General features: G+C 70.4%; 20 protein-coding genes and 2 tRNA genes. 13 read left to right on the forward strand and 9 right to left on the reverse strand.

Annotated features, from left to right (window positions below):
* The first annotated feature begins 14 nt into the window (after window positions 1-14).
* Entirely contained in the window at window positions 15-386 is a 372-nt protein-coding gene (locus AC6CCG_RS13830) for an alpha/beta fold hydrolase (RefSeq protein WP_496655123.1), read from the forward strand.
* A 241-nt stretch (window positions 387-627) separates the two neighbouring features.
* Here the strand turns inward: AC6CCG_RS13830 and AC6CCG_RS13835 are convergent, their stop codons facing one another.
* The gene (locus AC6CCG_RS13835) at window positions 628-1,671 is read right to left on the reverse strand and encodes a helix-turn-helix transcriptional regulator (protein ID WP_496655124.1); all 1,044 of its coding nucleotides are present in this window, start codon (window positions 1,669-1,671) and stop codon (window positions 628-630) included.
* A 106-nt stretch (window positions 1,672-1,777) separates the two neighbouring features.
* Between AC6CCG_RS13835 and AC6CCG_RS13840 the strand changes: the two genes are divergently transcribed.
* Window positions 1,778-2,332 (forward strand): DinB family protein, encoded by a 555-nt coding sequence (locus AC6CCG_RS13840; RefSeq protein WP_496655125.1) that lies wholly within the window; start codon window positions 1,778-1,780, stop codon window positions 2,330-2,332.
* Window positions 2,333-2,425: 93 nt separating this feature from the next.
* Window positions 2,426-3,265, forward strand: coding sequence for a Gfo/Idh/MocA family oxidoreductase (locus AC6CCG_RS13845; RefSeq protein ID WP_496655127.1), 840 nt, complete (start codon window positions 2,426-2,428; stop codon window positions 3,263-3,265).
* Here the strand turns inward: AC6CCG_RS13845 and AC6CCG_RS13850 are convergent.
* Window positions 3,262-4,677, reverse strand: a complete 1,416-nt coding sequence (locus tag AC6CCG_RS13850) for a hypothetical protein (RefSeq protein ID WP_496655128.1) — start codon at window positions 4,675-4,677, stop codon at window positions 3,262-3,264. The two genes, AC6CCG_RS13845 and AC6CCG_RS13850, sit on opposite strands and share 4 nt — an antisense overlap.
* Window positions 4,678-4,740: 63 nt before the next feature.
* Here AC6CCG_RS13850 and AC6CCG_RS13855 point away from each other — a divergent pair, with 63 nt between their 5' ends.
* Window positions 4,741-5,763, forward strand: a complete 1,023-nt coding sequence (locus AC6CCG_RS13855) for a 2-dehydropantoate 2-reductase (protein ID WP_496655129.1) — start codon at window positions 4,741-4,743, stop codon at window positions 5,761-5,763.
* 37 nt (window positions 5,764-5,800) lie between these two features.
* Here AC6CCG_RS13855 and AC6CCG_RS13860 read toward each other — a convergent pair whose 3' ends face one another.
* A complete protein-coding gene (locus AC6CCG_RS13860; RefSeq protein ID WP_496655130.1) occupies window positions 5,801-6,547 on the reverse strand; it encodes an SDR family NAD(P)-dependent oxidoreductase in 747 nt (248 codons plus the stop codon).
* A 126-nt stretch (window positions 6,548-6,673) separates the two neighbouring features.
* Between AC6CCG_RS13860 and AC6CCG_RS13865 the strand changes: the two genes are divergently transcribed.
* Both AC6CCG_RS13865 and AC6CCG_RS13870 read left to right on the forward strand, forming a co-directional pair.
* Window positions 6,674-7,108 carry an Rrf2 family transcriptional regulator gene (locus AC6CCG_RS13865; RefSeq protein ID WP_496655131.1) on the forward strand — a complete coding sequence of 145 codons (435 nt, stop codon included), beginning with the start codon at window positions 6,674-6,676 and terminating at the stop codon, window positions 7,106-7,108.
* A gap of 32 nt (window positions 7,109-7,140) precedes the next feature.
* On the forward strand, window positions 7,141-7,491 hold the full coding sequence (locus tag AC6CCG_RS13870) for an HIT family protein (protein ID WP_496655132.1): 351 nt from the start codon (window positions 7,141-7,143) through the stop codon (window positions 7,489-7,491).
* A 26-nt stretch (window positions 7,492-7,517) separates the two neighbouring features.
* On the opposite strand, the gene AC6CCG_RS13875 is transcribed toward AC6CCG_RS13870, so the two are convergent.
* Entirely contained in the window at window positions 7,518-8,900 is a 1,383-nt protein-coding gene (locus tag AC6CCG_RS13875) for an MFS transporter (RefSeq protein ID WP_496655133.1), read from the reverse strand.
* A gap of 91 nt (window positions 8,901-8,991) precedes the next feature.
* Between AC6CCG_RS13875 and AC6CCG_RS13880 the strand changes: the two genes are divergently transcribed.
* Window positions 8,992-9,585, forward strand: a complete 594-nt coding sequence (locus tag AC6CCG_RS13880) for a TetR/AcrR family transcriptional regulator (RefSeq protein ID WP_496655134.1) — start codon at window positions 8,992-8,994, stop codon at window positions 9,583-9,585.
* On the opposite strand, the gene AC6CCG_RS13885 is transcribed toward AC6CCG_RS13880, so the two are convergent.
* Window positions 9,578-10,507 (reverse strand): GNAT family N-acetyltransferase, encoded by a 930-nt coding sequence (locus AC6CCG_RS13885; RefSeq protein WP_496655135.1) that lies wholly within the window; start codon window positions 10,505-10,507, stop codon window positions 9,578-9,580. The genes AC6CCG_RS13880 and AC6CCG_RS13885 overlap by 8 nt on opposite strands.
* Before the next feature lie 226 nt (window positions 10,508-10,733).
* On the opposite strand from AC6CCG_RS13885, the gene AC6CCG_RS13890 reads away from it, so the two are divergent.
* Window positions 10,734-11,549, forward strand: a complete 816-nt coding sequence (locus AC6CCG_RS13890) for a phytanoyl-CoA dioxygenase family protein (RefSeq protein ID WP_496655136.1) — start codon at window positions 10,734-10,736, stop codon at window positions 11,547-11,549.
* Here AC6CCG_RS13890 and AC6CCG_RS13895 read toward each other — a convergent pair.
* A complete protein-coding gene (locus AC6CCG_RS13895; protein WP_496655137.1) occupies window positions 11,516-12,196 on the reverse strand; it encodes a class I SAM-dependent methyltransferase in 681 nt (226 codons plus the stop codon). The two genes, AC6CCG_RS13890 and AC6CCG_RS13895, sit on opposite strands and share 34 nt — an antisense overlap.
* Window positions 12,197-12,296: 100 nt before the next feature.
* Window positions 12,297-13,679 (reverse strand): DHA2 family efflux MFS transporter permease subunit, encoded by a 1,383-nt coding sequence (locus tag AC6CCG_RS13900; protein WP_496655138.1) that lies wholly within the window; start codon window positions 13,677-13,679, stop codon window positions 12,297-12,299.
* 62 nt (window positions 13,680-13,741) lie between these two features.
* Between AC6CCG_RS13900 and AC6CCG_RS13905 the strand changes: the two genes are divergently transcribed.
* From AC6CCG_RS13905 to AC6CCG_RS13925, 5 genes are all read left to right on the forward strand, one after another.
* Window positions 13,742-14,371, forward strand: a complete 630-nt coding sequence (locus AC6CCG_RS13905; RefSeq protein ID WP_496655139.1) for a TetR/AcrR family transcriptional regulator — start codon at window positions 13,742-13,744, stop codon at window positions 14,369-14,371.
* Window positions 14,372-14,463: 92 nt separating this feature from the next.
* Window positions 14,464-14,536, forward strand: a tRNA-Thr gene (locus AC6CCG_RS13910).
* 43 nt (window positions 14,537-14,579) lie between these two features.
* A tRNA-Met gene (locus AC6CCG_RS13915) sits at window positions 14,580-14,653 on the forward strand.
* Window positions 14,654-14,709: 56 nt separating this feature from the next.
* Window positions 14,710-14,877: a 50S ribosomal protein L33 gene (gene rpmG, locus AC6CCG_RS13920; RefSeq protein ID WP_152362059.1), complete on the forward strand. Its 168-nt coding sequence runs from the start codon at window positions 14,710-14,712 to the stop codon at window positions 14,875-14,877.
* 32 nt (window positions 14,878-14,909) lie between these two features.
* Window positions 14,910-15,578, forward strand: a complete 669-nt coding sequence (locus tag AC6CCG_RS13925; protein ID WP_496655408.1) for a sirohydrochlorin chelatase — start codon at window positions 14,910-14,912, stop codon at window positions 15,576-15,578.
* 111 nt (window positions 15,579-15,689) lie between these two features.
* Here the strand turns inward: AC6CCG_RS13925 and AC6CCG_RS13930 are convergent, their stop codons facing one another.
* Both AC6CCG_RS13930 and AC6CCG_RS13935 read right to left on the reverse strand, forming a co-directional pair.
* Window positions 15,690-16,436 carry a VOC family protein gene (locus AC6CCG_RS13930; protein WP_496655140.1) on the reverse strand — a complete coding sequence of 249 codons (747 nt, stop codon included), beginning with the start codon at window positions 16,434-16,436 and terminating at the stop codon, window positions 15,690-15,692.
* A gap of 10 nt (window positions 16,437-16,446) precedes the next feature.
* Entirely contained in the window at window positions 16,447-17,220 is a 774-nt protein-coding gene (locus AC6CCG_RS13935; RefSeq protein ID WP_496655141.1) for a FadR/GntR family transcriptional regulator, read from the reverse strand.
* Between the last annotated feature and the right edge of the window lie 89 nt (window positions 17,221-17,309).

The following is a 17,309-nucleotide window of genomic DNA, read 5'->3' on the forward strand; positions in this document are numbered from 1 at the left end:
ATAGCCTGCCTCAGGTGAGGAGCGCGAGGGACGACGGTCACCGTCGGCTCGAGGTCGACGGTGCCACGGTCGCCTACCGGTCGGCCGGCGTGGGGCCGGCGATCGTCATGATCAAGAACAATCGCCGACCTCTCGATTTCGGCCCGGTCGAGCTGCTCGCCGACCGGTTCCGGGTGCTGCAGGTCCAGCCGGTCGGGTTCGGGGCCAGCGCCCGCCCGGACGACTACGCGTTCGGCTCGATCGACCGGCAGGTGCTCGCCGTTCTCGATCACGAAGGGGTGGACGGGTTCGTCGCGTGGGGGTTCTCGCAGATGGCGTTCATGGCGGCGATGGCGGTGCACCGCAATGACCGGGCCCGGGACTCATCCTCGGCGGCACCTCGCTGATCGGCTTCCCGACCGACGCGACGATGCGCCGGCTGGAACGGGAGCCGCGACTGCCGAAGGCTTCCCTGGAATTCTGGCGGGCCAGCCGCCGCTTCGACTGGCATCTCGAACTGCGTGACCTGGGCCGACCGGTGTTGATCTATGTCGGCACCGCGGACCCGGGCTGGCCCAGGTTTCGCAAGCTCCGGCCGGTGCTGCGCGGGTGCGGCTGTGACTGCGTCGAGCTGCCCGACCTCGATCATCAGACGTCGGGCCCCGGCGACGCGGGATCGGGCCGGGCGGCGACCGTGTCGGCCGTCAGGGCCTGGATCGATGATCGGTTCCCGTCCGGCTGGTAGGCCGGCACCGCGGCGAACCGCTCCGACCAGTTCCGGAGTACGGCGATCAGTTCGGGGGAGTCACAGCTCAGGATCTCCGCCCCGGCCAGGCCCAGGGCGCAGGCGGCCCACTCCAGGGAGTCGGCGCTGAGCACGACCCGGCAACGGTGATCATCGAGCGGCGTCGCGTCGGCCCATTCACCGATGATCTTGCGGACCGCGTCCGCGTCGCCGGCCAGCTCGGCGGTGATCTTGTGCTGACCGGCCCGGCGCCGTCCCGCCTCGACGAACGCGGCCGCGTCGCCGCCGGGCACCTGTCGTGGCGCGAACCGCTTGCCGGTTCGTTCGGGATGCCGCAGCCGGTCCAGCCGGAAGCTGCGCCAGGCGCCGCGATCGAGGTCGTACCCGACGACGTACCAGCTGCGGCCGATCTGGACGAGCTGTGCCGGGTCGACCCGCCGGGAACCGGAGCGGCCGTCGGCGGTGCGGTAGTCGAAGGCGACCCGTTCACTGTCCCGGCAGGCCTGGGCCAGCGTGACCAGCGTCTCCGGGTCGGTGCTGGCCGGCGCGCCCCAGCTCGGCGCGACCGTCGCCGACCGGACCGCCTCGACCCGGCGGCGGAGCCGGCCCGGCATCACCTGGATCACCTTGGCCAGCACCCGTACCGACGCCTCGGCGATGCCGGTCAGCGACCCGTGCGCGGCGGCGTGCAGCCCGACCGCGATCGCCACCGCCTCCTCGTCGTCCAGGACCAGCGGCGGCAGTGACGCGCCGGGCGCGAGCTGGTAGCCACCGCCGACGCCGCGATCCGCCTGGACCGGGTAGCCCAGGTCGCGCAGCCGGTCCACGTCGCGCCGCAGCGTCCGTACCGAGACATCGAGCCGGTCCGCCAATTCCTCGCCGGACCAGTAGCGGTGCGTCTGCAGCAGCGACAGCAGCCGGAGGGTCCGCGAACTCGTGTTGGCCATGTCCTCAGGATTCTCGCAATTGAGGACAGAAACTGGCAACTATCGTCCCTAGCGTGGTTCTTGAGCCCGCAGGGAACGGCCCGAGGGAAGTCCGGAAGGAAAGACCATGACCGCAACGTTCGACACCACCGCCACCGAGATCCTGTCCGGTGAGCAGCGGGACCTCCTCGACGCCCTGGCCAAGGCCAGGTACTTCCTCCGGTTCACTGCGCGGGAGTTGACCGACGACCAGGCCCGGACCCGCAGCACCGCGAGCGAATTGACCATCGGCGGACTGATCAAGCACGTCCTGCACGTCGAGCGGAACTGGGCCACCTTCATCGTCGAAGGGCCGGCCTCGATGCAGTCGAACGACAAGGACTTCACCGACTGGACCGAGGAGGACTATGCGGAGTTCGCCGACAGCTTCCGGTTGACCGAGTCCGAGACGCTGGCCGGCGTGCTGGCCGACTACGAGGAGGTCGCGGCGCGGACCGATGCGCTGCTCCGCGAACTGCCGTCGCTGGACGCGATCCAGCCGCTGCCGAAGGCGCCCTGGTTCACCGACACCGAGTGGTCGGCCCGGCGGGTGTTCGTCCACATCGTCGCCGAGACCACCCAGCACTCGGGCCACGCCGACATCATCCGGGAGTCGATCGACGGCCAGAAGTCGATGGGCTGATGATCACCGGGTGGCGAGGGCCGGTAGGGTCCATGATCGAAACGCTCCGATCGTGACCCGATCGGCCTGAGCCGTCCGGACGAGGGGGACCTGATGAAGCTGGGCTTCGTCGATCATCATCTGGCCAATTACCACGCCGATGTCTTCCTGAAGCTGCTGCGCTCGACGTACGCCGATCGTGGGGTCGACCTGATCGCGTACGAGTCGGACCCGGCCCCGGGCGACGACTGGTGCGACCACAACCGGGTGCGTCGGGCGGCGTCGATCAACGAGGTGGTCGATCAGGCCGATGCGATCCTGATCCTGGCGCCGGACAATCTCGACGCCCACGTCGGATACGCGGCCGAAGTGCTGCCGGCGGGCAAGCCCGTGGTGTTCGACAAGCTGCTGGCCGACCGGGTCGATGACGCTCGGCTGATCATCGAGCAGGCCGCCGAGCACGGTGCTCCGATCTTCAGCAGTTCGGCCCTGCGGTACGCGGCCGAACTGGCCGACGCGCCGTCCGGCGGGCCGATCGAGTCCGGCTTCGCGCGCGGCTACGGCGCCTGGGCGGGCTACGGGATCCACACGCTGGCCGTCGCCACCCGGGTCGGCGGCTTCGGGGTACGGCGGGTGATCGACACCGGCACGGCCGAGGACCGCGCCATCACACTGGACTACGGGAGCCACCGGATCACGGTCGACTGCCGCGGCGGTGCCAACGCCGGCGACGCCCTGGGCTGGAGCGCCGGGTACCGGGTCGGTGGCGAGTGGCGCACCGCCACCGTGACCGACTACCCGGGCTTCTACCGCCGTACGTTCGGCGTCTACCTCGACTTCTGTGCCGGGGTGACGCCCGATCAGACACCGTTGCAGGCCGGGGAACTCGTCGAGGTGCACGCCGCCGCGGAACGCTCCTTGGCCGCCGGCGGCAGCTGGATCGAACTCGGCTAATCCTGCCTTCCGGCCTTGATCAACTCGGCCATGATCATCCCGAGTTGCTCGGTCAGCGCATCCTCGAAATCGAGCGTGCCGTCGGTGTAGCCGCTGGCGGCGTGGGTCAGTTCGTGCAGCAGGTCCCCGCAGTAGTCGGCCGGCGCGGCGAGCCGGTCGCGGCGGATCACGATGCGCCGCTCCACCGGGTCGTAGAGGCCGTAGATGGTGCGGCCGCTGTCGGACAGCCGCATCGTCTCGGAGATCAGGATCTCGTCGACGCCGATCCGGGCCGGCTCGACTCCGGCAGCGTCGATGATCAACTCCGTCAGTCCGTACACCGCTGCCTCGGTGGGTGTCAGGTCCGCGGGATCGACGAACTGGAACGAGAAGCTGTCGTTCCAGACCTCGCGGTACGCCTCCAGGTCGAGCATCGGCCGGCCGTCGAGATCCTGCAACTTGCTGATCTTGCTGGCCAGGTCGTCCGGGACCAGGACCAGCCGGTAACCCTCCTCCTGGGCGTACTCGACCTGCGGGCCGCCGAACGCAAGCTGGCCGGCCGTGACGAAGACGACCTGCTCGTGGCTGGCCAGCACTCGGCAGGCGTGCAGTTTGATCTCGGTCCAGGCCAGTTCGTCGTGCATGCCGCCGGTGCGGTAGTTCTCCAGGTCGGCGGCCAACGGACGGGCGACGTCGGCCGACGCGCACTGCTTGAGGATCGCCTGCACCCGGTCCGTGTAGGCGCTCCGGCCGACGTTGCTGCGTTCCCGGTTCAGCGCCTGGCGCAGGTTCTTGGTCAGGCTGGTGATGTTGTACGAGAACAGGAAGTTCTCCTCCTGGGCGACCAGCAGACCCTTCACGTAGATGTTCGCCGGCTGCCCGTCCGGCCGGGCCAGCACCTGGCCGAAGCGGGTCTGCTCCAGCAGTTCGTCGCCGCTGTAGCGGAGGAAGTAGCGCCGGGCCGCCGCGACCTCGTCGTCGGTCACGCCGCGCAACCTGATCATGGTCCCGGGCTCGTCGGGCCGGGTCGGGGGAGCGACTCCGGCGTGCAGCGTCCGGATGTCCGGGAAGCCTTCCTTGGCGCGCAGCGAGGTGCTGAGATCGCCGTACCGGGAACTGATCATGATCTCGACGCCACGTCGGTGGAAGACCGCGAGGGCGTCCTTGAGTCCCATCCCGAACTGCCCGATCACGTCGTCGTGGCGTCGCTTCTCCGGGTTCTCGTTCTGGGTCAGGTGCTGATAGCGGACACCACGGCCGAAGTCGCGGATGAGCCAGGCATCGCCGTCCTTGCTGATCATCGGTTCGGCGGTGCCGGTGATCGCCTGCTCGTCGAGGGCGTTCGCGATCAGCTCCCGGATCGCGAACGACGTCGGCCAGTGCTCCAGGACCTCCTCGATGTTGAGGTCGAAGTAGCCGACCGACTGGTCCATCCGTTCCTCCCTCCGGCGCACGGCATCTTCGTCCATGGTGCCCGATCGACGTACGGTGCCTCCATGACCGTGTGCGTCTACGGAGCGGGGAGCATCGGCTGCACCCTGGGTGGTCGGCTCGCCGCGGCCGGCGTGCCGGTGGCCCTGGTCGGGCGGCCGCGGATCGCCGCCGAGGTGGCGGAACACGGGTTGGTGATCACCGACCTGGCCGGCGGGGAGTGGCGCGCGGAACCGGGGGCGGTGCCGGTGTTGACCGAGCCCGGCGCGCCACCCGGGGCAGGGCTGGTGCTGGTGACGGTCAAGTCGGCGGCGACGGCGGGCGCGGGCGCGGAGCTGGCCCGGACGCTGGCGCCGGACGCCGTGGTGATCAGCTTCCAGAACGGGCTGGACAACGTCGACGTACTCCGCGCCGCGCTGCCGGGCCGCACGGTGCTGGCCGGGATGGTGCCGTTCAACGTCGTGCACCGTGGCGACGGCCGGTTCCACATCGCCACCTCCGGCGGTCTGGAGGTGCAGGCCGATCCGGCGCTCGGCCCTTACCGGGAAGGGTTTCGCCGGGCCGGCCTGGAGCTGCGCGAACACCGCGACCTGCGGCCCGTGCAGTGGGCGAAGCTGCTGCTCAACCTCAACAACGCGATCAACGCCCTGTCCGGGCTGCCGCTCCAGGCGGAGCTGTCCGACCGCCGGTTCCGGCGCTGCCTGGCGCTGGCGATACGGGAGGCGGTACGGCTGCTGCGCCGGGCCGGCCGGCCGGTCGCGCGGCTGACCCCGCTCCCGCCGTCCTGGCTGCCCCGGCTGATCGCCGCACCGGACCCGGTGTTCACCCGGCTCGCCGGTTCCATGATCAGGATCGATCCCGAGGCCAGGTCGTCGATGCTCGATGATCTCGACCTCGGCCGCCCGACCGAGGTCGACGACCTGAACGGGGCGGTGGTCCGGCTGGGTCGGAGCCTCGGCCGGGGCGCACCGGTCAATCAACGCCTGGTCGACCTGGTCCGAGCCGCCGAGGCCGGCGATCGCCGGGTTTGGTCCGGCCCGGAACTGGAAGCCGAGCTGACGTCGAGCGATCACGGCCGTACCCACTGATCCGGCGCGGGCCGGGTATCAGCCGACCGGTGCCGGGTCAGGCGTTGTAGCCGCCGTGGGCATCGAGCACCGCGCCCGTGATGTAGGAGGCGGCCGGGCTCGCCAGGAAGGCGATCGCGGCGGCGATCTCGCGGGGATCGCCCTTGCGCTGCAGCGACAGCGAGGCGAGCAGCGCCTTGATGGTCTCGGGGTCGGACTCCATCCCGCCCTCCATCATTCCGGCCTGCACCACGTTGGCCGTGATGCCACGGGGACCGAGGTCGCGAGCGGCGCCCATGGTGTACCGCTCGATCCCGGACTTGGTCGCCGAGTAGTCGGCGATGCCGGGGACGCCGACCCGGGTGCCCAGACCCGAGCTCACCGTGATGATGCGGCCGTCCGCGCGCAGCACCCGGGAGGCGGCCCGGATGATCGCGATCACGCCGAGGTAGTTGGTGGCATGCATGCGGTCCAGCGCAGCGGTGTCGGCGGCCGGGTCGTCCACCGTGCCGCCGGCGCCGATCGCCGCATTGTTGACGAGGATGTCCAGGCCTCCGAACCGCGCGACCACCTCGTCGATCAGGGCGGCCGCCCTGCTCGTGTCCGCCTGGTCGGACCGGAAGGCTGCCGCCGTCGCGCCCGTGCCTCGCACCTCGTCGAGAACGGCCTGCGCCTGCTGCTCCGAACTGACGTAGGTGAACCCGACGTCGGCGCCCTGCTCGGCCAGCAGCCTGACCGTGGCGGCCCCGAGACCGCGGGACCCTCCGGTGACCAGAGCGACCTTGCCACTGAGCGGCTTGTCCATGCTTTCCACCTCACTGTTGTGATCAACGACGGTCGTAACACTAATTGTTACAACGCTATGGATGCAACAATTGTTGTTACGACAGGGTCGCCCGTACCATGCAGTGCGGCGGCCGAGGGAGGTTTCGTGAGTGCCAACAGCAGGTTGACCATCGCGGCGCATGCGCTGGCGTGGACCGGCCTCTACCACCGCCAGGGGCACGAAGTGGCCACGTCCGAGCAGATCGCGAGCAGCGCGAACACCAATCCCGTGGTGATCAGGCGGCTGCTCGGCGAGCTGCGGAAGGCGGGACTGGTTGCGTCCCGGCGTGGCATGGGTGCGGGCTGGTCACTGGCGCGCGACCTGGCGTCGATCACTCTGCTCGACGTGTACGACGCTGTGGAGTCCGGCCCCGTGTTCGCGCTGCACCGCGCGACTCCGGACCAGCAGTGTGTGATCGGCTACGGCATCCGCCCGGCGCTGCAGGGCATCTACGGGACCATCGAGGAAACGCTGCGAGCGGAGCTGGCCCGCGTCACGATGGAGGATGTGCTCCGGGATGTCCTCGCGGCCCCACGGTGAAGGTTGGTCATCGAGTCGATCTGGTGGGACCGGTGATCAAGGCGGAGGAGCTGATCCACATCGCGCACCGGGCCGCGGGGTCGTCGGGCTATGCCTTCATCGAGCCGCGTCGGCACGTGGTGTCGCCGGGCGACCTGACCGACGCCGAGGCCGCTGCGATCGGGGTGGCCCGGACTCGGCTGGTACGGGCGCTGCGGGACGAGCTCGACGTGCTCGCGGTCCACTCGTTCGTGGCGGGACTGGCCGTGCCGCAGCTGCACGAACACGTCTTCGTCCGGCACCGCGGCACACCGGACGACGCGCCGTGGTGGCCGCCGTGGGCCGGGGCTCCGGAAGGTGTGATCGAGGACCTGGCGGCACGGCTGCGCCGGCACCTCGGGTGAGGTGCCGGCGCAGCGGCCGTACGTGATCAAGCAGCCTTCCGCGGCGTGAGCAGGAGGAAGGCGCCGGCGGCGACCACGGCGACGATGGCCCCGGTCAGGAAGCCGCGGCCGAAGCCGTCCGTGGCGGTCCCGGCGATGCTGGCTGCCGCCATGCTGGACACGACCGCCGCGCCGAGCGACGCCCCGAACTCGTGGAACGTGCTGACGATGCCGGAGGCGAGACCGGCCTGTTCCGGCTCGACCTGGCCCAGTGCGGTCGCCGAGGCGACCACGAACAGCGTCCCGGTGCCGGCCGCGGCGATCGCCACCCCGATCACCAGAGCGACGGTGCCGGTGACGAAGGCCGGCAGGGCCATCCCGGCGGCCGCGACCAACAGGCCGATCAGGCCGAGAGTCCGGGTGCCGGCCCGGCCCAGCAGCCGGCCGGTCAACTGCGCGCCGGCCATGGTGGCCAGTGCGACCGGCAGGAAGAGCAGGCCGGTGATCAGCGGGTTGAAGCCCTGGTAGTCCTGCAGGTAGAAGGTGCCCAGGAAGAAGACCATGATCATCAGGGCGGTGGCGACCATGATCAGCAGGGTGCCGGTGGCCACCGGCCGGCGGACCAGCAGCCGGACGTCCATCAACGGGCTCGCCGTGCGCAGCTGCCGTACCGTGAAGATCACGTAGAGCACGACCGAGGTGGCGATCAAGCCGATCGTCGTCGGGGTCAGCCAGCCGTGATCACCAGCCCGGATCAGCGCGAAGATCAGTGCACCGGTGGCGGCGGTGACCAGGGCAGCGCCGATCAGATCGAGCCGGCCTCGGGTCGCCGGGCGCGGCCGGGTCGGCAGCTGCTGGTGCAGCAGGACGAGCAGGATCACGCCGACCGGCACGTTGATGAAGAAGACCCAGGGCCAGCCGGGTCCGGCGGTGAGCAGGCCGCCGAGCAGGACGCCGAGCGCGGCACCGCTGCCGCCCAGGGCCGACCAGATCCCGAGAGCCTTGTTGCGCTCCTCGCCGTCGAAGATCGTCACGACCAGGGACAGCGCGGCCGGTGACAGGATCGCCGCGGCGATGCCCTGGCCGATCCGGCCGGCGAGCAGCATCGGCCCGGACACGGCGAGGCCCGCGGTCAGCGATGCGGCCGCGAACAGGCCGAGCCCGATCAGGACGAGCCGCTTGGCGCCGAACAGGTCGGCGGCCCGGCCGCCGAGCAGCAGCAGCCCGCCGAACGCGAGGGTGTAGCCGCTGACCACCCAGGTCAGGGTCTCCCGGGCGAGCCCGAGGTCGGTGCCCACATGGGGGAGCGCGATCGCCACCACGGTGACGTCGAGGATCAGCATCAGCTGTGCGATGCCGACCATCCACAGGATCCGCCAGCGATGCGGAAGCGCCCCGGTTCCGGCCGGGGCGGAGGCCAGTTGAGTCATCGGAACTCCTTAAGTCGTACATCGGTGTTCAGGTTACGTACGGTAGCATAACCCGAACACCAGTGTTCAAGTTAGTGAGGCGAGAAATCCGATGGCGGGCACTCAGGCACAGCGGACCAGGTCGCTCCGGGCGGACGCCCAGCAGAACGTCGAGCGGATCCTGGAGGCTGCGATCTCCTGTCTGGGAACGAATCCCGAGGCGAGCATGGCCGAGATCGCCAAGGCCGCGGGTGTCGGAAGGGTCACCCTCTACGGGCACTTCCCGTCCCGGGAGGTGCTGGTGGAGGCCGCGCTGACCCGGCTCCTGGAACGGGGTGAAGAGGCGCTGCGGGGGATCGAGTTGTCCGCCGATCCCCGCGATGCGCTGGCGGCGGTGATCGAGTCCAGCTGGCTGCTCACCGCGCAGGCCGGCTCGGTGCTCGTGGCGGCGCAGGCCCTGCTACCGCCCGGTCGGGTGCACGAGATGCACGCCGAGCCCGAGCGTCGCCTGATCGAGTTGATCAAGCGCGGCCAGTCGGAGGGGCTGTTTCGGAAGGATCTCTCGGCGGCCTGGCTGGCCAACGTCGTGCACTACCTGATGAAGGGCGCCGCGGCCGATGTCTCGGCCGGCCGGCTGGACCGGTCCGAGGTGCCGAACCTCATCGCGGCGACCATGGACGGCGTCGTGCAGCCCCGGTTCACCTGAGCGGTATGTCGAACCAGCCGCCGACATCGATCCGGCCGGCGGCCAGCGCACCTCGCCGGGAGCCGACGTTGTCGGCGTGGATCGTGCCGATCAGGACCTGGTCGTCGCCGGGCAGGGCCCGGGACAGGAGCGTGCTCACGGCGCCGCCACGGCGCCGGCCGCGGCCGGCTTCGGTCAGCACGATCTCCTGCACGGTGTAGCCGGGTAAACCGAGCTTTCCCTCCGCCGCGACGCCGACGTAGCCGATCCAGTCGCCGTCGGCGATCACGTCGAACAGCAGTCCTGCCGTGATCAACTTCTGCAGTCGGTCCCGGTCGGCGATCCTGGCCTGCCTCGGATGGTGCGGGAAGCGTGCGTCGACCGCCGCATAGGCCGCCTCGGCCTCGGCGTAGTGGGCCAGGTCGGCCGCGGGCTGCAAGCGCAGGCCGGCCGGGGTGTCGGCGTCGCGAAGTTGCCGAAGCGGTGCCGCCAGGAACCGCTTGTCACCGTCGACGCCGGGGAAATGATCATGAGCCTCGGCGCTCCAGATCCTCAGATACAGAGGATTCAAGTCGCCGAACGTGGCGTGGGCCACCGCCGTGAGTGGATCAAGATCAGCGGCCGACACGGCCCGGCTGAGTGCCGAGGCGTCGACGAACGGCAGGCTCGGGTCACCGCCCTCGTAGCGCATGCTCAGCATCACCATCAGGTCCGGCGTTGCGGGGAGCCATCGGTTCAGCATCACCTCGATCGGCCGGCCCGGGGCGAACCGGTCCCGACGGATCGTGGCCACCTCCAGATCGGTGGCGAGCATGAGGTCGTCCTCGTGCTCCTCGGCGAGGCCCGCGAGCCGTACCCGGTCGTCGGCCCAGTCGGCCGTGATCGAGTGCTGCTGCGCCAGGCTGAACCTGGCCAGCGTCATCGGGTCGGGGAGTTCCTCCACGCGGGTCAGGGTAGCCGTTGCCGATGATCATGGCGAAAACCTTTGGCGCAAGGGGATCGACCGGAGTTACGCTCGTCGGGACAGACCTGCCCCGGGCAGCGCCGCAGTCCAGGACGCACCCGGAGCCAGGAGCCCTGGACGGGTTTCAGCACGCCCGTCCAGCGGCCCAGGCTCCGGGTGCGTTCGTGCTTTCCGGGCAGGTACGACTGCGCACAGGAGGCATCGAATGATCACCGACGATCAACGCGACGAGTTCCGGCGAACCGGCCTGCTCCGGTTGCCCGGGGCGATCGACCAGGCTGCCACGGGTCCGATGGTCGACCGGATCTGGGACCACCTCGACCGGGCTCACGGGATGCGCCGGAGGCGGCCGGAGGCCTGGGCGACCGGCCGTCCGACCGGGCTGCGGGCGATCACCGGACGACCGGAGTTCCGGGCGCTGGGCAGCCCGGCGATCCGGGCCGCGCTGGACGACCTGCTCGGCGCCGGCCGGTGGCCGACGCCGCGCCGCTGGGGCCGGCTGCTGATCACGTTCCCCGGCCCTGCGGGCGACCCGTGGACGGTTCCCAGGGACGTGTGGCACAACGACTTCACGCCGCTCACCGGGACCTCGGATCCCCGCGCCGTCCAGCTGTTCGTGATCTTGGACGACCTCGCGCCGGGCGGCGGCGGCACGCTGGTGCTGACCGGGTCGCACCGGCTGGTCGGTCCACTGATCCGCGACTCCGAGGACGGACCGCATCCGCGCCGGCTGCGGGCTCGGCTGGGCCGGGATACCTGGCTGCGCGAACTGTGGCGGCCGGAGCTCGACGAGCCGGCCCCGGAGCGGATCCGGCGGTACATGATCGACGGCGGCAGCGTCGGCGGGGTGCCGCTCCGGGTGACCGAACTGACCGGTGCCGCCGGCGACGCGTACCTGATGCACTGCGACACGTTCCACTGCATCGCGCCGAATCGCGGCGCCGTGCCGCGGTTCATGGCCACCACCATGATCGGTCACGATCGTGATCACGAACCGGCGAGCCGCCCGCGGACCGAGTAGAGCACGGGCAGCCCGGCCGAACCCGGCTCCTGATCGTCGGCCGGGTGCTCGTGCAGGAAGTCGATCATGATCCCGGCCTCGATCAGGGCGCTCACCACGGCACCCACCGGGTGGACCCATTCGTGGGTCTCCTGGTGCGCCAGCCCCACATCGCGGACCGCGTACGAGGCGTCGGCCTCGACCACACTCGGCTCGCCGCCGAAATAGCTGCCGGTCAGCCGGAACCCCGGGTCCTGATCTTCCAGCACCATGACCAGGGGATGGACGTCGAGCAGGTAGAAGACCCCGCCCGGCCGCAGCAGCCGGGCGCAGGTCCGCGCCCAGGCCGCCAGATCGCTGACCCACATGAGGACGCCGCGGGTGGTGAACACGATGTCGTACCGGGAGCCGAGGGTGTCCGCCGCCGCGAGCACGTCGGACTGCACGAAGGTGGCCGGGATCCCGGTCCTGGCGGAGAGTTCACGGGCGATCTTGAGCGACTCGGCCGACAGGTCGACGCCGGTCACCTCGGCGCCGCGGTACGCCAGCGCCAGCGAGTCCAGGCCGATGTGGCACTGCAGGTGGCAGAGCGAGCGCCCCGAGACCTCGCCGAGCTCACTGCGCTCCGGCTCGCCCAACCGGTCCGGATCGGCCACGAAGCGTTCCACCGCGTAGAACTCCGACCGGCGTGATGCGGGGCGACCTCGTCCCAGAAGGCCTGGTTGATCTTGGTGTGCTCGTCCATGCGGTCATGCTGTCATGCCGCGCTCAGGCGGCGGGCCGGCCGGGCAGCAGCCGGGTCGCCACCAGGGCGATCAGCTGCGAGGCGGCGAGCAGGGCGAAGATCACGGAGTAGCCGACCGGGCCGAGTTCCGTGATCACGCCGACCACCGTGACGCCGGTCGAGGCGGCCAGCTGGACCACGATGAACAGGGTCGCGGTCGCCTGCGCGGTCGACTCCGCCGGCACCACCCGGAACACGCTGGCGAACGACGGCGCCGCGACGAACCCGAACGACAACCCGATGACGATCATGAGACCGAGCAGCACCGGCACCGGGGCGAAGGAGTTGATCACGGCGAACGCGGCCAGACCGGCCGCGGTCACCACGGCTCCCGCCCGGGCCAGGACCCGCGGCCCGGTCCGGTCGCTGATCCGGCCCCCGTTGGACATCGAGACGATCAGCCCCAGGCCGAGTGCGCAGACGAACAGCCCGCGGGCGACTCCCTCCAGGCCGTGCCGTTGCTCGGCGTACAACGGAAGTCCGATCACCTGGGAGAACATGGTGAAGCCGACGGTCGCCATCACGATCAGACTGCCGACGAAGCCGCGGTGCCGGAGCAGCCGCAGGTCGAGCACCGGCGTCCGATCGGTGGTCCGGGCGTGCCGGACGTAGCCGGCCAGCAGCAGCACGCCGATCGCGGCGAGCAGGATCGAGATCCAGGCCGGCGTGCCGGCACCGGCCCGGTTCAGGGCGAGCAGCAGGGCGACGAAGCCGAGCGGGAGCAGGATCAGGCCGACCAGGTCGATCGGCCCGCGCGAACTCTCGGCCGGGCGGTCGCGCGGCAACAGCCGTACGGTCGCGAGGAACACGATCAGGCCGAGCGGCACGTTGATCAGGAAGATCAGCCGCCACCACGGGTCGGCGTCCAGGGCGGAACCGAACAGCGGGCCGAGGATCGGTGCGACGTTGATGATCATGGACAGGGTGCCCATCACACGGCCGACCAACGGCGCCGGAGCGTTCCGGGCGGTGAGTGCGAGCGCGGACGGCTCCAGCAGGCCGCCGCCGAAGCCCTGCAGCACCCGGAACGCGATCAGGGCGCCGATCGACCAGGCGAACCCGGCCAGGATCGAGCCGGCGACGAAACCGGCCAGGCCGATCAGGAACACCGTGCGACCGCCGTACCGGTCGGCGGCCCAGCCGGCCAGCGGCTGCGCCAGCCCGGCGCTGATCAGGTAACCGACGGTGACCCAGACGACGGTGTCCACGCCGGCGTCGAAGGTCGTACCGAGGGTGGTCAGCGAGGCGGCGACGGCGGTGCCGTCCAGGACGGCCATCAGGGCGGCGGCCGCGAGGGCGACCACGATCAGCGTCGTCGTGCGGTCGAGGCGGGTGGCCGGCGCCTGCCGTACCGAATCTACTGTCATGGCAAGGAAATTAAACTAAACCGGGTAGTAAAGTCAATCATGCGATGCGGTACAGTGAAGGCATGGCAACGGCGGCTCCGACTCCGACGACGCGCAGCCTGGGCAAGCGCCAGGCGATCCTCGACGCTGCCGCCGAACTGTTCGCCGACGAGGGCTACGCGCGGGCCAGCATCGACGCGATCGCGGCCCGGGCCGGGGTGTCCAAGCCGACCGTCTACAGCCACTTCGGCAACAAGGAACAGCTGTTCCGGGAGTCGCTGGCCGAGAGCGCGCGACAGATCAACGAGCAGTCCTACGCTGCGGCGATCGCCCTCGATGTCGGGACCGGCTGGGAGGAGAGCCTGCACGAGGTCGCCGAGCAGTTGGTCGAATGCCAGCGCAGCACCTGTGCCAGCTCGCTGCAGCGCCAGCTGTACGCGGAGATCAACCGCGATCCCGAGGTGTTCACCATCGTCCGGTCCCGCGGGGCGCAGCCCATGATCGAGGCCCTGGCCGGCCGGCTGGCCATGCTGGCCAACGCCGGACACCTCGAGATCGACGACCCGCAGCTCGCGGCGAAACAGTTCTTCGCCCTGATCGGAGCGGAGATGCCGGAGCTCACCCGGCTCGGCACGGACCGCGGCGAGGATCGCGTCGTCCGGGCCTCGGTGCAGGCCGGAGTGCACGCGTTTCTGCGCGCCTACCGGGCCTGATGCTCAGCCGTTCGGATCGGATTCGCGCTGAACGCCGGTGGGTGTGTATCTTTGTGCGTCGGCGCCGGGTGATCGGCGCCGTTGCAGGACTTGCCCCTATAGCTCAGTAGGCAGAGCGTCTCCATGGTAAGGAGAAGGTCTGCGGTTCGATTCCGCATGGGGGCTCGGGAGTCATGTCACCGCCGTACGGTGGAGATGTGAGAACCGTGGCGGGGTAGCTCAGTTGGTGAGAGCGCACGACTCATAATCGTGAGGTCGCGGGTTCGAATCCCGCCCCCGCTACCCGTTGATCGAAGGTAAGTCAGCAAGCGCCTGCACCAGGCGAAAGTGAGGATGTCATGGCCAAGAGCTCCGACGTGCGGCCGAAGATCACGCTCGCCTGCACCGAGTGCAAGGAACGCAACTACTTGACCAAGAAGAACAAGCGGAACGATCCGGACCGGCTCGAGCTGAAGAAGTTCTGCCCGCGCTGCCGGACGCACCAGCCGCACCGCGAGACCCGCTGAGTTCACCCATCTCGCCGTCGGTCCCGCTGGTCCTGGTTGCCCATGGCAGCCGCCATCCCGGCGTCTCCGCGGCACTGGACCAGTTGGCGACCGCGGTCGCCGCTGAGGCCGGTCCCGAGCGGATCGACATCAGCACGGCTTTCCTCGATCTGACCGAGCCCGATCTGGGTACGGTCGCCGCTGCCCTCGCCGCCGCCGGTCACGAGCGTGCGATCGTCCTGCCGCTGCTGTTCACCCAGGCCTTCCATGCCCGGGTCGACCTGCCCGAGACCGTACGGAAGGCGGCCCGAGACACCGGCCTGGACCTCGTCACCGCCGACATCCTCGGCACCGGCGGCGACATCGAAGCCATCCTCGTCGACGCGTTGACCGACGCCGAGGTCCCGTCCGATGCGGTCGTCCTGCTCTATGCCGTCGGCTCGTCCGATCCCGACGCCAATGCCGCCGTGATGGCGCTCGCCTCCAGGCTCGGCAGCCATCGGGGCAGCTGGGACTTCGCCGCCTTCGCCACCTGCGACCCGCGCGCCGACGAGCAACTGGGCCGGGTCGAGCGGCTCACCGTGCTGCCGTTGTTCGTCTCTCCGGGCCTGCTGCTGAACCAGCTCGAGTCCGCGGCCGCCGACCACGACGTGCAGATCCTGCCGCCGCTCGGCAACCGGCTGGCGCCGGTGATCTACGCCCGCTACCGGGCCGCCCTCTGAGCTCTGGGAGGGTGGTGTCGAACGGTGACCTACTGCGCGGCACCCGGACACGCGCCTCGCGGCACGCGCCCGGGCACCTGCTCGCTACGGCCACCGTTGGACACCACCCCCCTAGGCCCGTCGGCTCAGCCTGCCGGTGACGGGATTGCGGGCCGTGACGCAGTAGCGGCGGCCGGCCGGATCGGCCAACGTGATCCAGTGCGGGCCGTCGGCCAGCCGCGTGGCACCGAGGTCCTGATGCCGCGCCGCCTCGGCCTCCCGGTCGGCGCAGGCCAGATCCAGATGCGCCCGGACCGGGCTGTCGGCCGGGTCGCCGGTGCGTTGCAGCAGGATCCGCAGCGGTAGTTCCTCGGGCCGGGCCAGATAACCGAACTCGGGCCGTGAGCCCTGCCGGTGTTCCCACCCCGTGAGTGCGGACCAGAACGCCGCCTCGGTGGCGTACCGCTCGGACGGGATGTCCAGACAGAGCTGATCGACCAGCGATCCCGGTCGCCCGTACGGCAGCGACCGGAATCGCTCGCCGTGATGGGTGACCAGGCAGAACGGAAACCCGCCCGGCGAGGCCGCGACGATCAGCCCCGCCTCCCGGAAGTCGACCGTCGCCCCCAGTTCCACCGCACGGTCGCCCGCCCGGCCGACGTCGGCCACGTGCAGATCGAGGTGGTTGGCCGGCTCGCCGGTCTCGGTCAACTGAACCCGCAGGTACGAGTCGCCGTCCGGCGGCAGCAGGGTGGCGAACTGCCCATGATCACCGCGGTACGCCGACAGCGCGGAGCCGGTGACCCGCTGCCAGAACCGTACGGTCTCGCCGAAGGTCTCGGCCGGACCGTCGAGGAAGGCGGTCAGCCAGGCGATCATGGGTCCGCGCCTAATCGACCGGCGCGGTCGGATGGCTGTGGACGAAGTCCTCGACGGTGAGCAGGTGATAGCCCATCTGCAGCCTGGCCCGGTCCGGGTCGTGATGCTCGAGCGCCTGCCAGATCGCGCGGTGCTCCCGGTGCGCGCGGCTGATCTGTCCCTCGCTGTGCAGGCCCATCCAGACCCGGGCCCGGGCGGTCCGGCTGGCCAGCGCCTCGATCAGCGCGGCCAGCGTGGAATTGCCCGAACTGCGCGCGATCACGCCGTGGAACCGGATGTCGGCCTCGACGAAGGCCTCGTGGTGATCGCCGGACCCGCCGACGACCAGAGGCTCGACGGCGTCCAGGATCGACCGGGCCTCGGCCAGCGCGGCCTCGTCGATCCGGATCGCCGCCCGGCCGGCCGACTCGGTCTCCAGGATCCGCCGTACCGCATGGGCGTCGGCCCGGTGCTCCGGCGTCTGCAGATCGACCATGAAGCTCATCGGCGCCAGCAGCAGAGACGAGTCGAGCGAGGTCACGTAGGTGCCGTCGCCCTGGCGGGTCTCCAGCACGCCCATGATGCAGAGCGCCCGGACGCCCTCGCGCAGCGAACCGCGGGACACCCCCAGATGGGCGGCGAGGTCCTTCTCGACCGGCAGCCGGGATCCGGCCGTCAGTTCGCCGGTGGTGATCATCTGCTTGATGCCGTTGAGGACGACGTCGGTCTGGGAAGCTCTGGGGGGCTCGGCTTCCGGGCCGCGCGTCGTCGCACCGCTCGGGCCCGCCGCCGACTCGATACTCATCTGACACATTATGGTCGATTCACCAGTGCCGATGACCGGGCGCCGGTCGCCTTCGCTGCCGCCGGCCCGGATCGGTTAGCGTGTGGCGC

The sequence above is a fragment of the Microlunatus sp. YIM B11417 genome, assembly GCF_059617205.1.